This is a genomic window from Streptomyces sp. S3(2020), assembly GCF_013044505.1.
GTDB lineage: Bacteria > Actinomycetota > Actinomycetes > Streptomycetales > Streptomycetaceae > Streptomyces.
The window spans coordinates 1-14,000 of sequence record NZ_JABERD010000235.1; the positions used below are offsets into that span (position 1 = coordinate 1).

Annotated in this window: 11 protein-coding genes and 1 pseudogene; 8 read left to right on the forward strand and 4 right to left on the reverse strand. The window is 70.4% G+C overall.

Annotation, left to right across the window (positions count from 1 at the left end; genetic code table 11):
• The 3 genes and pseudogenes from HLK59_RS42000 to HLK59_RS42010 all read left to right on the forward strand — a co-directional run.
• Positions 1–371 (forward strand): annotated as a pseudogene (locus tag HLK59_RS42000) (serine/threonine protein kinase); the annotation flags it as partial.
• 137 nt (positions 372–508) lie between these two features.
• Positions 509–2,119, forward strand: coding sequence for a succinic semialdehyde dehydrogenase (locus HLK59_RS42005; protein WP_171146931.1), 1,611 nt, complete (start codon positions 509–511; stop codon positions 2,117–2,119).
• A 20-nt stretch (positions 2,120–2,139) separates the two neighbouring features.
• Positions 2,140–3,918: a GMC family oxidoreductase gene (locus HLK59_RS42010; RefSeq protein WP_171146932.1), complete on the forward strand. Its 1,779-nt coding sequence runs from the start codon at positions 2,140–2,142 to the stop codon at positions 3,916–3,918.
• Between the two features lie 98 nt (positions 3,919–4,016).
• Here the strand turns inward: HLK59_RS42010 and HLK59_RS42015 are convergent, their stop codons facing one another.
• Entirely contained in the window at positions 4,017–5,048 is a 1,032-nt protein-coding gene (locus HLK59_RS42015; protein ID WP_171146933.1) for an LPXTG cell wall anchor domain-containing protein, read from the reverse strand.
• 215 nt (positions 5,049–5,263) lie between these two features.
• Between HLK59_RS42015 and HLK59_RS42020 the strand changes: the two genes are divergently transcribed.
• The gene (locus tag HLK59_RS42020; RefSeq protein WP_171146934.1) at positions 5,264–6,370 is read left to right on the forward strand and encodes a hypothetical protein; all 1,107 of its coding nucleotides are present in this window, start codon (positions 5,264–5,266) and stop codon (positions 6,368–6,370) included.
• A gap of 607 nt (positions 6,371–6,977) precedes the next feature.
• Here the strand turns inward: HLK59_RS42020 and HLK59_RS42025 are convergent.
• Positions 6,978–7,259, reverse strand: coding sequence for a chorismate mutase (locus HLK59_RS42025; RefSeq protein WP_171146935.1), 282 nt, complete (start codon positions 7,257–7,259; stop codon positions 6,978–6,980).
• 325 nt (positions 7,260–7,584) lie between these two features.
• Here HLK59_RS42025 and guaA point away from each other — a divergent pair, with 325 nt between their 5' ends.
• Positions 7,585–9,162: a glutamine-hydrolyzing GMP synthase gene (gene guaA / locus HLK59_RS42030; protein ID WP_171146936.1), complete on the forward strand. Its 1,578-nt coding sequence runs from the start codon at positions 7,585–7,587 to the stop codon at positions 9,160–9,162.
• A 10-nt stretch (positions 9,163–9,172) separates the two neighbouring features.
• Here the strand turns inward: guaA and HLK59_RS42035 are convergent, their stop codons facing one another.
• On the reverse strand, positions 9,173–9,646 hold the full coding sequence (locus HLK59_RS42035; RefSeq protein ID WP_171146937.1) for a pyridoxamine 5'-phosphate oxidase family protein: 474 nt from the start codon (positions 9,644–9,646) through the stop codon (positions 9,173–9,175).
• A 173-nt stretch (positions 9,647–9,819) separates the two neighbouring features.
• Between HLK59_RS42035 and HLK59_RS42040 the strand changes: the two genes are divergently transcribed.
• Positions 9,820–10,623 (forward strand): class II aldolase/adducin family protein, encoded by an 804-nt coding sequence (locus HLK59_RS42040; RefSeq protein WP_171146938.1) that lies wholly within the window; start codon positions 9,820–9,822, stop codon positions 10,621–10,623.
• Between the two features lie 34 nt (positions 10,624–10,657).
• Here HLK59_RS42040 and HLK59_RS42045 read toward each other — a convergent pair whose 3' ends face one another.
• Positions 10,658–11,545, reverse strand: a complete 888-nt coding sequence (locus HLK59_RS42045; RefSeq protein ID WP_171146939.1) for a DUF4429 domain-containing protein — start codon at positions 11,543–11,545, stop codon at positions 10,658–10,660.
• A 187-nt stretch (positions 11,546–11,732) separates the two neighbouring features.
• Here HLK59_RS42045 and HLK59_RS42050 point away from each other — a divergent pair, with 187 nt between their 5' ends.
• The gene (locus tag HLK59_RS42050) at positions 11,733–13,010 is read left to right on the forward strand and encodes a hypothetical protein (RefSeq protein WP_171146940.1); all 1,278 of its coding nucleotides are present in this window, start codon (positions 11,733–11,735) and stop codon (positions 13,008–13,010) included.
• Between the two features lie 270 nt (positions 13,011–13,280).
• On the forward strand, positions 13,281–13,817 hold the full coding sequence (locus tag HLK59_RS42055) for a DoxX family protein (protein WP_171146941.1): 537 nt from the start codon (positions 13,281–13,283) through the stop codon (positions 13,815–13,817).
• The last annotated feature ends 183 nt before the right edge of the window (positions 13,818–14,000 follow it).

Here is a 14,000-nt window from a genome sequence, read left to right on the forward strand (position 1 = left end):
GCGCCACCGACCAGCCGCGGATGGTGATCTACGGAGAGGGCGGCATCGACCTCCGCCTCAGCCTGTGGGACCAGCCCTCCACCTCCGCCATGGGCCGGGCGTACCAGCAGAAGAAGTCCTGGGCGACCCACGAAGAGGCCGAGACGCGGCTCACGGAGACCAGCTTCGGGGGCGCGTACGCCGTCCAGGCCGACACCGCCTACGACGACAAGGGCGCCGACCCGGTCCGGGTCATGCAGCTGTCCGTCATGACCGACGACGGCCGTCTCTACGAGCTCCGCGTCGACATGCCGAAGGGGACGGCGGCCGAGAAGGAGGGCATGGCGCTGTACAAGGCGGCCCGCGACCGGCTCGTGATCGGAAAAGAGTGAGCGGCCGGTGATCGACACCGGCCAACGCGCTGATCAGCGGCTTTTCCGCCAGTGATCGCTGGCGGCATGTGAGTACTCCGTGAATCCCGATTACCGACGGGTACCCAAAGCTCCCGCTCCGGCATACCCTGCGCGTCATGACGGACTCGAAGGCTTCGGCTCAGGCCACCAACCCCCTCGCCCCCGCCCCTGAGGGCGCCCGGACCGCCGCCGACGTGGTCACCCCCGAGCTGGTAGCCCAGCTCACCAAGGGTGTGGTCGGCTCCGGTCGCACCGCCAACCACACGCCGTTCACCGGCGAGAAGCTGGCCGACCTGCCCGAGTCGACGCCGCAGGACGTGGAGAAGGCCTACGCGGCGGCCCGCAAGGCGCAGGCCCTGTGGGAGCAGACGCCCGTACGGCAGCGCGCGGCCGTACTGCTCCGCTTCCACGACCTGGTGCTCGCCCGCCAGGCCGAGGTCCTCGACCTGATCCAGCTGGAGACCGGCAAGGCCCGTCTGCACGCCCACGAGGAGGTGCAGGCCGTCGCGGTCGCCGCCCGCCACTACGGCCGCAGGGCGCCCTCCTATCTGCGGCCCAAGCGGCACGCGGGCGCCATGCCGACCCTCACCAAGGTCACCGAGCTGCGCCACCCGCGAGGCGTGGTCGGCCAGATCGCCCCCTGGAACTACCCCCTGGAGCTGTCCGTCGGCGACGCGCTGCCGGCGTTCGTGGCGGGCAACGCGGTCGTGATGAAGCCGGACACCGAGACCTGCCTGACCGCCCTGTGGGCGCGCGATCTGCTGATCGAGGCCGGGCTGCCCGCCGACGTCTTCCAGGTCGTCCTCGGCGAGGGCCCCGTCGTCGGCCCCGAGGTCGTCCGGCACGCCGACTACGTCTCCTTCACCGGCTCCACCCGCACCGGCCGCGAGGTCGCCCAGGGCGCCGCCGCCCGCCTCGTCGGGGTCTCCCTCGAACTCGGCGGCAAGAACGCGATGCTCGTCCTTGAGGACGCCGACATCGAGAAGGCGGCGGCGGGCGCCGTCCGCGCCTGCTTCTCCTCCGCCGGCCAACTCTGCATCTCCATCGAGCGGTTGTACGTCCACGAGGCGATCGCCGACGCCTTCCTGGAGCGCTTCGCCGCCCGCACCAAGGCCATGCGGCTCGGCAAGTCCCTCGCCTACGGCGCCGACATGGGCTCCCTCGTCGGCGACCGCCAGCTGGAGACCGTCTCCCGGCATGTCGAGGAGGCCGTCTCCAAGGGCGCCAAGGTCGTCGCCGGCGGTGTCGCCCGCCCGGACATCGGCCCGTACTTCTTCGAGCCGACGATCCTCGACGGCGTGACCGAGCCCATGGCGATCTGCGCGGAGGAGACCTTCGGCCCGGTCGTCTCCATCTACCGCTTCAAGACCGACGACGAGGCCGTCGCGCAGGCCAACTCCACGTCGTACGGCCTCAATTCCTCGGTCTGGACGAAGGACGGCAAGCGCGGCCGGCAGGTCGCCTCCCGGCTGCGTACCGGCACGGTCAACGTCAACGAGGGCTACGCGCCCGCCTACGGCAGCGTCCAGTCCCCGATGGGCGGCATGAAGGACTCCGGGCTCGGCCGCCGGCACGGCTCAGAGGGCATCCTCAAGTACACGGAGGCCCAGACCGTGGCCCAGCAGCGGCTGCTGCCGATGGCGCCGTCGCTGGGGATGAACGACGAGGCGTACGCGCAGTTCATGAGCCGCAGCCTGCGCCTCATGAAGGCGTTCCGGTTCCGGTAAGCGGCAAGAGGAGAAAGCGCGTGAGCAAAGACGCTTACGACTATGACGTCATCGTCGTGGGGTCCGGCTTCGGCGGTTCCGTCACGGCCCTTCGCCTCACCGAGAAGGGATACCGCGTAGGAGTCCTGGAAGCCGGCCGCCGCTTCACCCGTGAGTCCCTTCCCAAGAACTCCTGGGACATCAGGAACTACCTCTGGGCCCCCAAGCTCGGCATGTACGGCCTCCAGCGCATCCATCTGCTGGGCAACGTCATGGTCCTGGCCGGCGCGGGCGTGGGCGGCGGCTCGCTCAACTACGCCAACACGCTCTACGTACCCCCGAAGCCGTTCTTCGAGGACCCGCAGTGGCGTGACATCACGGACTGGGAAGAGGAGCTGAAGCCGTACTACGACCAGGCGCAGCGCATGCTCGGCGTACGGCTCAACCCGACGATGACCCCCTCCGACGTCCATCTGAAGGCGGCGGCCCAGCGGATGGGCGTCGGTGACACCTTCCACATGGCGCCCGTCGGGGTGTTCTTCGGTGACGGGCAGGACGCCGACGGCGCGGGGAAGGCGAAACCCGGCGAGCGGGTCACGGACCCGTACTTCGGTGGCGCAGGACCTGACCGCAAGGCGTGCACCGAGTGCGGCGAGTGCATGACCGGCTGCCGTCACGGCGCGAAGAACACCCTCAACGAGAACTACCTCTACCTCGCCGAGAAGGCGGGCGCGGTCGTGTTCCCCATGACGACGGTCGTCTCGGTCACGGACGACTCGCAGGGCGGGTACGCGATCGCCACGCTGCCGACGGACCAGAAGCGCAAGGGCAGGGGCCGGACCTTCAAGGCCCGCCGTGTCGTCCTCGCCGCCGGCACCTACGGGACCCAGACCCTGCTGCACCGTATGAAGGCGGGCGGTCAACTGCCGCACCTCTCGGAGAAGTTGGGCGAGCTGACCCGCACCAACTCCGAGGCGCTGGTCGGCGCGCAGACCAGCGACCGGCGCTACCGCAAGGCGACCGGCGACAAGAGGGCCGACTTCACCCAGGGCGTCGCCATCACCTCGTCCATCCACCCGGACGCGAACACCCACATCGAGCCGGTCCGCTACGGCAAGGGCTCCAACTCGATGGGCGGCCTGTCCATCCTCCAGGTCCCCTACACCGAGGGCTCGTCGCGGGTCCTGGGCTGGGTGGCGAACGCGGCCCGGCACCCCCTGCTGGTGCTGCGCTCCCTCTCCAACCGCCGCTGGTCGGAGCGGACCATCATCGGCCTGGTGATGCAGTCGCTGGACAACTCCCTGACGACGTACCTGAAGCCGGACGGCGTGGGCAAGGGCCTGCTCACCGCCCGCCAGGGCCACGGAGCCCCCAACCCCAAGCAGATCAGGGCCGCTTCGGAGGGCGCGTCGGCGATCGCGGCCGAGATCAACGGCTTCGCGGGCTCCAACGTAGGCGAGCTGATGGGCACCCCGCTCACCGCCCACTTCCTCGGCGGCTGTCCCATCGGTGCCACCGCCGCGGACGGTGTGATCGACCCGTACCACCGCCTCTACGGCCACCCCGGCATCTCGGTCGTCGACGGCGCGGCGGTCTCGGCGAACCTCGGGGTGAACCCGTCCCTGACGATCACCGCACAGGCCGAGCGGGCGATGTCGTACTGGCCCAACAAGGGCGAGGCGGACCCGCGTCCGGCGCAGGGAGCGGCGTACGAGCGTCTGAAGCCGGTCGAGCCGCAGTCGGCGGCGGTCCCGGCGGAGGCGTTCGGGGCGCTGCGGCTGCCGTTCCTGGGGATACCGGCGGTGCCGCCGAAGAAGTAGCGGACACACACCCGGACACACAAAGAGAGAAGGACCTGCATCCCCCTCCGAACGCAGGTCCTTCTCTCTTTTTCTTGCGGTGATGCTTCTGGGGGCGCTCAGCCCTCCGCGCCCACCTTGCGGCGACGCATCGCGAAGACGGCGCCGGCGCCGGCGACGATGGCGACACCGCCGACGAGACCGATGGTCGGCAGCGCCGAACTGGAGCCGGTGTCGGCGAGGTTGCCCGTCGGCAGCTCGGAGACATCGCCCTGCGGCTTCTTCACCGAGTCCTTGGAGCCGTTGTCGCTCGGCGTGGCGTCACCCGGGTTCGGGTTGTCCGAGCCGGCCTTGAGGACCTCGAAGTCATACTGGGCCCAGCCCTCGGCGATGCAGTCCTGGCCGTCGATGTTGTCCAGGTACGCGCCGGAGCCGAAGGAGTAGGAGTCGCCGGCCGGGGCCTTGGAACCGATGCTGACGCGCAGGTCGACCGACTTGCTCTTGCCGGCCTTCAGGGAGTCGACGTAGAAGAAGTAGTCGCCGGCCCAGTCCTCGTCGCCGATGCGGTCCCAGGTGCCCGTCTCGGTGTTCTTGAACTCCAGGTCGACGTACGGGCTCAGGAACTTCGCCTCGTCGAGCTCGTAGTTCTCGATCTCGGCGTAGAACGCGACGCCGTCGACCGTGGTGCCGGAGTCGTTGGTGACGACCAGCTTGAAGTTGTGGAAGCCGTCACCGGCGACGATCTTGCCCGGCAGACCCTTGATGTCCGCGGACACCTTGGCGTCCGTGAAGTCCTCGTCGAGTTCCTCGCAGTACGGGACGTCCGGGTCGGTCGGCTCCTCGCTCGGCTCGGCCGGCTCGGAGGGCTCGGGCTCCTCCGAATCGGTCGCCGTGGCGGTGGCCGTGGCGGTGTCGGTCGCCGTGGCGGTGGCCGTCGCCGTGTCGCTCGGGAGCGCGGTGTCGGTGGGCAGCGAAGTGTCCGTCGGGGTGGGCTCGGCCGTGTCGGTCGGCTCGTCCGTCGGCGTGGTGGTGACCGTCTCGGTGGGGGTCGGAGTCGTGTCGTCCGCGAACGCGACAGGCGCGGACAGCAGCGCGAGGGGGGCTATGACAGCCGTCGCGGCCGCTGCGGCCATGGCACGGCGAAGCTTCATGAAAGACCTCAGGACGTCCGGTGCGCTGCGTCGCAGCACACGAGTGGGGCGGTGTGGGCCCCGCGTGTGGGGCGCGGGTGTGGCCCTTGGTTCGCCTGGTTTGATTCGTGAAGCCTGTGAATGGTTGCCCCCGCATTCACAGAAACCTTATGTGGCCTGAGTCACATCCGGATTGCGCTTGTGAAAGAGCTTTCCCAGCCCTTAGAACTGCCGTCGTGTCTGACAAGCCGTCCGAGGACTCCTCCTCGACCCCCGAAGTCCCCGACGACGTCTGGGAACAGTTCGCTCGCGCCAATGAGAAGGAGGCTCCGAAAGAGCCTTCCGCGCGGGCCCGCCTGGTGACGGAGCGCCTGCGGCAGCAGGAGTCCCGGGGCGAGTCGCCCGAGGCCTGGCGCGCGGGTCCGCCGGTGCTGGAGAGGAAGCGCGGCCGACGGGTGTGGGCGGTCCTCGGTCTGCTTCTCGCCCTCGTCGTGGTCGTCGTGGCGCTCAAGCCCTCGCTGGTGCCCGGCCTGGGCGGTGGCTCCTCGGACTCGTCCGCCGGGGCACCGCTCCCCGAGGAGACCGCGGCCCCGACCGCCCCGCCCTCCTCCGCGGCGCCCGCGACACCCACCCTGGACGACCCGTTCGCCGGCTCCCCGGCCAAGCGCTGGGCCGACGGCGCGGCCGGTATACTCGCGCCGAAGGCGGAAGCGGTCGGCGGACGGTCGAAGGCGGACGTCGCACAGGCCCTCCAGCTGACCAGAAAGCTGCTGATCTCCTCGAACCTGGACCCGGCGACGCTGCGGGGCGAACGCCCCGAGACGGCGCTGAACATACTGGACCCGAAGCAGCAGGACGTCCTCTCCGGGCTCAGGGCCGCCCTGAGCAAACCGGACGAGAAGCACGACCCGCTGGCGATGTTCAGCCGCTTCGACCCGGACGAGGTCCGGCCGGTCGGCGACGTCGTGAAGGTCCGCGGCCGGATGACGTTCGAGGCGGGCGAGGGCGCCGCCGTCGCCGTCCACGCCGACTACACCTTCGTCTACCCGGTGGTCCGCACCGACGGCTCGCCCGAGGTGACCCGCACCATCGTCCGCCGCGTCCTCGACGTCGAACTCTCCGACCCGGCCAAGTACGACATCACGCCCGGCAAGCTGACCGTGCTGCGGCACGACCGGGACGCCGGCAACTCGGCCTGTGACGTCCACGACGGCTGGTTCCACCCGCAGTTCCCCTCGGACGCCCCGACGAGCGCGCCTCCGTCCGGCCCGACGTCGGACCCGTACGACCGCAGCAAGGACATCGGTCAGGGGAAGGACTGCGGGACGGTCTCCCGCGTCTGACATATGTCCGTGTCTGACGTATGTCTGTCCGGGCGCATGCGAAGGGCCCCGCGGGACGGAGCCGCGGGGCCCTTCTTTCGTCAGCACCGGCGTCAGGGCAGCGCCGGTGCCTGGGAGCGGCGCCGGGGGGTTGCGCCGCTTGCCTCGCCTGCCCGGGTCGGCGCCCCGGCGCAGACGGGGCGCACAGCTGGTCTCGACCTCTGGCAGTGCGGGAAGACAAAGGCAATGTGGTTGTCTGCGAGGGGACTTGGGCTGTGTAGGCATCGTGCTGGATGGACCCGGCCACCGCAACCGTTTGGCCCGGTCTTGTACGTGTTCCCGCACTTTGCCTGGTACTGGTCTGCGCTGGTCCGTGCACTTTCCCGTCGGTCGGCCCCGAGCGTCCCCGGAGCCGACCGTTCTCTTGGGTGACCGGGCTGCTGTCCCCTGCCGTCCGGTCACTTACCTGGAGCGAGGTCCCACGACGTACGGCACGATCCGTACGTCTCATCGCCCCAGCGAGCCACGCGTGGTTCTGTCGGGCCCGCCCCTGGCTGGCGCGGACACCCCACCAACGAAGCGGTCCGCGTCCCGGTCACGCGCCGTACGGGTGAGGAGGGGCCCGAACTCAGATACGACCCCGGCACAGTTCGAGAAGGGTCATCGCCAGCGACGTGCCCGGCTTGCCCAGCGCCTCGCTGTAGTGGGTGAGGACCTCCATCTCGCGGGAGAGGTTCACGCGCCGGCCGCCGGAGGTGATCCGAGCCTCCTGGATGACGGCGGACACGGCCATCCGTTCCTGGATCAGACCGATGATCCGGTCGTCGAGCGCGTCGATGCGCTCACGGGCGCCGGTGATCACGTCCGCGGCCTCGGAGGTACGGGCGCCGGTCACGTCGATGGCGGTCATGGGGAGCTCCTCGTCTGGAAGGGGTCGAGGTGCCCCGGAGCGGCAGGGTCCGGAGGAAACGACAGGCGCCCCGGACCTTGTCGGCCCGGGGCGCCTGGGAAGTCGCTTGTCAGTAGCTCAAGCAGCACGACCATGGCAGCCGGCGGGCCGGGTGCCATAGGTAAAGAGGAAGGTCGGGTGCGTGAGCATGCGAGCAGTATGCCGCGCCGCGCGGGGGCGTCCAACCCGGTTCGCATCGTGAGACGGGACTTGCCCCGGAAGCGGCCCCGCCGCGCCCGGTAGACTCGGCCCCACACACACCTCGCTCACCGCCGGAAGGCAACCCGTGTCATCAGCGACCCCCGCCGCCGCCCCCGACACCGTTCTGGTCGTCGACTTCGGCGCGCAGTACGCCCAGCTCATCGCCCGCCGTGTCCGCGAGGCCCGGGTCTACAGCGAGATCGTGCCGAGCACCATGCCGGTCGCGGAGATGCTCGCCAAGAACCCGGCGGCGATCATCCTCTCCGGCGGCCCCTCCTCGGTCTACGCGGAGGGCGCCCCGCGCCTGGACCGCGCGATCTTCGAGGCCGGCGTCCCCGTCTTCGGCATGTGCTACGGCTTTCAGCTGATGGCCACGACCCTCGGCGGCACGGTCGACAACACCGGCGCCCGTGAGTACGGCCGTACGCCGCTGCACGTCTCGAAGGCCGGCTCGACCCTTTTCGAGGGCACCCCGGACGAGCAGTCGGTGTGGATGTCCCACGGCGACGCCTGCTCCGCCGCCCCCGAGGGCTTCGCCGTCACGGCGTCCACCGACGTCGTCCCGGTCGCCGCCTTCGAGAACGACGCGAAGAAGCTCTACGGCGTCCAGTACCACCCCGAGGTCATGCACTCCACGCACGGCCAGCAGGTCCTGGAGCACTTCCTGTACCGGGGCGCTGGTCTGAAGCCCGACTGGACCACGGGCAATGTGATCGAGGAGCAGGTCGCTCTCATCCAGGAGCAGGTCGGCGACAAGCGCGCCATCTGCGGTCTGTCCGGCGGCGTCGACTCCGCGGTGGCCGCGGCCCTCGTCGCACGCGCCATCGGCGACCAGCTGACCTGTGTGTACGTCGACCACGGGCTGATGCGCAAGGGCGAGACCGAGCAGGTCGAGAAGGACTTCGTGGCCGCGACCGGCGTGAAGCTGGTCGTCGTCGACGCGGAGGAGCGCTTCCTGACCGCGCTGAAGGGCGTCTCGGACCCCGAGGAGAAGCGGAAGATCATCGGCCGCGAGTTCATCCGGGTCTTCGAGCAGGCGCAGGCGGAGATCATCGCGGACGCGGGCCCGGCGGTGGAGTTCCTCGTCCAGGGCACCCTCTACCCCGACGTGGTCGAGTCCGGTGGCGGTACCGGCACCGCCAACATCAAGTCCCACCACAACGTCGGCGGCCTCCCCGAGGACCTCGAGTTCCAGCTGATCGAGCCGCTGCGCAAGCTGTTCAAGGACGAGGTCCGGATGGTCGGCCAGGAGCTGGGCCTGCCGGAGGAGATCGTCCAGCGCCAGCCGTTCCCCGGCCCGGGTCTCGGCATCCGGATCGTCGGCGAGGTCACCAAGGAGCGGCTCGACCTGCTCCGCGACGCGGACGCCATCGCCCGCGAGGAGCTGACCGCGGCCGGCCTCGACCGGGACATCTGGCAGTGCCCGGTGGTCCTGCTCGCGGACGTCCGCAGCGTCGGCGTCCAGGGCGACGGCCGCACCTACGGCCACCCGATCGTGCTGCGCCCGGTGTCCTCCGAGGACGCCATGACCGCCGACTGGTCGCGCCTGCCGTACGAGGTGCTGGCGAAGATCTCGACGCGGATCACCAACGAGGTGGCCGACGTCAACCGCGTGGTCCTCGACGTGACGTCGAAGCCGCCGGGCACCATCGAGTGGGAGTAGATCCCGCCGATCAGGTCCGCTTGAGGGTGCGCACCGGCTCTCCGGGCTTCCAGACCTGGACGACGAGGTACTTGTCGTCCTCGACGTAGGTCCGTACGACCTCCGTCAGCTCGGTGCGGAAGAGGTGGAACGGCTCCGGCGGTTCCACCTCTTCGCCGTATCCGGCCTTCGTCTCGGCGTCGACCACCTCGATCGCCCGCCCGCTGATCCTGACGTCCCCGCCGCCCAGGCTCTGTCCCTCACCGGGGTTCGCCTGGAGCGCGAAGCGCGCGTCGCGGAACAGGTCGAGCGCCTTGAGCGAGTCGGGCATCATGCCGAGCCAGAGCTGACCGTTCAGGAAACGGACCTCCAGGCCGCTCGTGCGCGGGGAGCCGTCCTTGCGGAGCGTCGCCAGGGTGTGGTGGGTGAAGGCGCCGAAGCGCTCCTCGACCCGCTTGGCGAAGTCGGGTTCGGCGGCGGTGAAGGCCGCCCAGTCTGCTGTCATACGGCGAGTCTGGCGCTGATACCCGACATCTGCTGTCCGTATTGCCGCCGAATTGCGGGAAGTGGCGCCGACCGGATCGATTGCGCACGTCATCTTTTCATAACGGCTCTGTTCTCCTGCGCTGACCGGCGGTAACTTCCGCCCCGTAAAGCAACCCCAGTGCTGGAGGACAGATGCACGGGACGTATGGGCCCAACCCGCCGACACCCCTTCCCACGGACAGCCTCCAGTTCGCGATGCCGCCGATGCACGACGCGGTCGAGGACGAGCGCCGGCACCGCAAGGAGCGGCTCGCGGGAGCGCTGCGGATCTTCGGACGGCTGGGCTTCGAGGACGGCGTGTCCGGGCACATCACCGCACGCGACCCGGAGTTCACCGACTGCTTCTGGGTCAACCCCTTCGGGATGCCCTTCAAGCACGTGACGGTCGGCGACCTCGTCCTCGCCAACTCCGAAGGGCAGGTCATCGAGGGCCGCTACCACGTGAACCAGGCCGCGTTCGCCGTCCACGCCCAGGTCCACGCCGCCCGCCCCGACGTCGTCGCGGTCGCCCACTGCCACTCCGTGCACGGCCGCGCGCTGGCCGCCCTGGGGGAGCTCCTGGACCCGATCACCCAGGAGAGCTGCGCGTTCTACGAGGACCACGCCGTCTACGACGCGTACTCGGGTGTCGCCGTCGACGCCGCCGAGGGCCGGCGGATCGCCGCCGCGCTCGACTGCCGCAAGGCTCTGGTGCTGCGCAACCACGGCCTGCTGACCGTAGGGGACTCGGTGGACGCGGCGGCCTGGTGGTTCCTGTCCATGGAACGGTCCTCGCAGGTCCAGCTGACGGCCCGGGCGGCCGGGCGTCCGGTCCTCATCGAGCACAAGGCGGCGGTGGCGACGCGGGAGCAGTTGGGCGGGGACCTGGTGGCGTGGATCAACTATCAGCCGTTGTGGCAGGACATCAGCCGCAGTGAGCCGGATCTGCTGAGCTGAGCCCCACTCGGCCGAGCCCCATGGTCAAGCGAGCTCAGAAACCCCGGAGCACGGCCGCCTTGGTCATCGTGAACTCCTCGTCCGTGAGGACCCCGTCGCGGTGCAGTTCGCCCAGCTCTCTGAGCCTGCGCAGGAGTACGTCGTGGTGATCGGCCCGCGGGACGGCCGCCGGGAGCCGGGCGGGGCGGTCCTGCGCGTGGTCGTCGCCGGTGCGGGTGGAGGGGTGCGGGAGACGGGCGGTGACCGCGGTGGCGACCAGGGCCGTGAGCAGGTCGCGGCGGGCGCTGCCCCACAGATCCAGAGCGTACGGATCCTTCTCCGGCGGCAGTTTCGAGAACGCCGTCTCGCGCGTCACGAAGCGCAGGAAGCCGTCCTCGTAGCCGGAGTTGGGCAGCCACTCGATCCCCACGAGGTCGCCGACGGCGATGATCCGCGGCCCGGTCGCCCGTTTGACCCGGTCCGAGGTGTCCGACCAGTCGATACGCACCTGGAGACCGTCGAAGGACACCGTGCCGTCGGAGGAGCGCACCGAGACCGGGACCGGCGGACCCGCCAACAGGTACGTCTTCGTCGGGTCCTTGGGGACCTGGTCGAGCAGCAGCGCCCGGCGGATCTCCTCCGCCACGTACTCGGCGACCCCCGCACGGTCGATGTCCACCAGCAGCCGGTACGGGTCCGCCGGGTCCGGCAGCCGTCCGCCCGTGGCGTGGAGCAGCGGATCCGCCCCCTCGCGCAGCCGCATCCGCAGCCGCCCGCGCTTGCGTTCGGGTTCGTAGACCACGCTCGAGACGGCCTCCAGGGGCACGGCGATCTCGCCGTACGTCTGCCGGAACAGCGGCACGGAGCGGTGGAGTCCCGGCGTGATCCTGACCGTTGTGCCGTCGAAGGCCCAGGTCCCGTCGCGCTGGATGATCTCGGCCATAGGGAAATTCTCGCAGCCGGGTCAACACGGCGGTCCCGTCTTCACCCGCCCTGACCAGACCTGCCGGACGGGCACCCAGTGGCGTAGGGCACAATTCGCTGTCATCGCACGGGAGTTGCAGAGCGGTCGCCGAGGCTTCGGCAGGGGCCGCAGCGCGTGGAGATCGCGGGGAAGGCGGGCGTCGGACGTGGCGGTGCAGGAGGCGAGACAGAGCGTGGACGGGGGCGCTCACGGGGGCGGCTGCACCTGCGGGGACTGTCCGCACGGGGCGCGAGCGGGACATCGGCGGGCGGTCGCCGAATTCCTGCTGAAACGAGACGAGTTCGCCGCCGGACAGGGGCTGCCGGCCGCCGTGGCCCACTCCGCCTCCGCCTCCCGCCAGTGGGTGTCGGAGGAGCTGACCCAGTCCGCGGAACTCGTCGCCGAACGCGGCCGCGCCGAGGGCGAGGCGTGGCTGGTGCGGCTGTGGAGCCGTACGGCGTGCACGGTGTGGGCCGGCGTGATCGCCCTCCTGCTGGTCCAGGCGCTCACCGCGATCGGCGCGGGCTGGACCTCCGCCCGCACCGCCGGTCTGCTGGCCGCGCTGCTGACGGCCGGCGCGCTGACCACCGCGTCCTGGTTCCACCGGGCCCGGGGCGGCGCGCTCGCGCCCGTGATCGGCGAGGACAACCGGCTGTCCACCTCGCGCGCGGTGGCCGTGGGCTGGGTGCTGTTCGTGGTGTACGCCGTGCTGGTCCTGGTCGGCCGCCTCGCCGCCGCCTCCTCGCCTCCGGAACGCGACGCGTTGATCCGCGGTCTTGAACTCGCCCGCGGCGCCGGTGTGGTGACCGTCCTCGCCGTGGTGTGCGGCATCGCGGTCCTGGTACGGCGCGTGGTCGGCCTGCGTGTCCTGGGACAGCGGCTCCAGAAGGTGCGCGCCGACCGTCCGCGCGCCGCCGACCTCCTGACGGACGACGCGGGCCGGGGCACCTTCGCCGACATCCAGTACGTCGTGATCAGCACCGTCGCCCTGCTGTTCGCGGCGGTACGGCTGGCCCGCCGTCCCGACCAGCTCCCCGACCTCCCCTGGGGCCTGGCGGTGGTCGTCCTCATCTCGGCGGCGACCTACGTGGCCGGCAAATACGCCGAGGGCGGCCGCCCGGTCATCCTCTCCGTCGTCCGCGCCCGCGAGCCCGGCGACCTCGACGCCCCGATCCGCACGGGCGACGACATCGAGATCCGCGGCGCCGGTTTCGTCCCCCCTGGCGCGCAGGGCGCGGAGCGCCTGTCCCGCATGACGGTCCGCGTCGGCACCGTCCACGTCCACGTCCCCCTCGTCCCGGTGAGCGGAGGCTTCAGCAACCCGACGGACGCCGTCCTGACGGTGCCGGTCCCGGCGGATGTGGAGCCCGGGCGGGTCGAGGTACAGGTGGTCACCGCGGCGGGGGTGGAGACGAATCGGTACGGGATCGATGTGACGGAGTGAGGGAGCGACGGAGCGACGGAGTGAGGGGTGAGCGGGGCCTGTGGGGGCAGGGCCTGAGCGGGCGGGGCGCGATCGACCGGGACTGGTGGGCGGACCCCGTCGAGGACCACGAGGACGGTTTCCCCAGCCTCTCCGCGAACGTCCCCTGCCGCGACGCGAGCGTGCCCCAGGCGCGGAAAAGGTCGGCGTCAGCATTGAGCGGCACCTCCTGTTCGTGCGTATCGTCTTCTGAGGGGTCACGGCACGCTGGGTGAGAGGCGGCTCAGAGCGATGACGCACAGCTTCCGTACGGACACGCACACCCCCTACTACGACGGCAACCGGAGCTGGCGGGACACCGCCGGCCGTTACGCCCTGCTCCCACTGCGCCTCTTCCTCGGCGTCACCTTCATCTACGCCGGCCTGGACAAACTCACCGACAGCGCCTTCATGAAGGCCTCCGGGACCGGCTCCATCGGCGATCAGATGCGCAACGTCCGGGACTCCGCGGCGATCCCCGAGATGATCGACATGGCCCTGAAGAGCCCCGTCGGCTTCGGCTACGCCATCGCCTTCGGCGAACTGGCCGTCGGCATCGGCATCCTCATCGGCCTCCTCGCCCGCCTGGCCGCCCTCGGCGGAGCCCTGATCTCCCTGAGCCTGTGGCTGACGATGAGCTGGGCCGCGGACCCGTACTACTACGGCAACGATCTCCCGTACATGTTCTGCTGGGTGCCGCTCGTGCTGGCCGGAGCGCCCTACTGGTCACTGGATGCCGTGATCAGGGGCCGACGGCGGGGGCGGAGCCAGGCGGATTCCTGGCAGTAGGCCGGAGGCCTTCGCTCTGGGCGTTGACGCGTTCGCCTTTGACCGTCCTCGCCTTGGCTATGGCAAGGACCTCGCCCACCTGATGCCATGGCTCCCTCTGGTCCTCGCAGGCGCCGCGTACTTCTCGGTGGACGCGGTGTGGTGACTGTCCCTTCTACCCATCGGACCCTGCCGAGGAAGGGG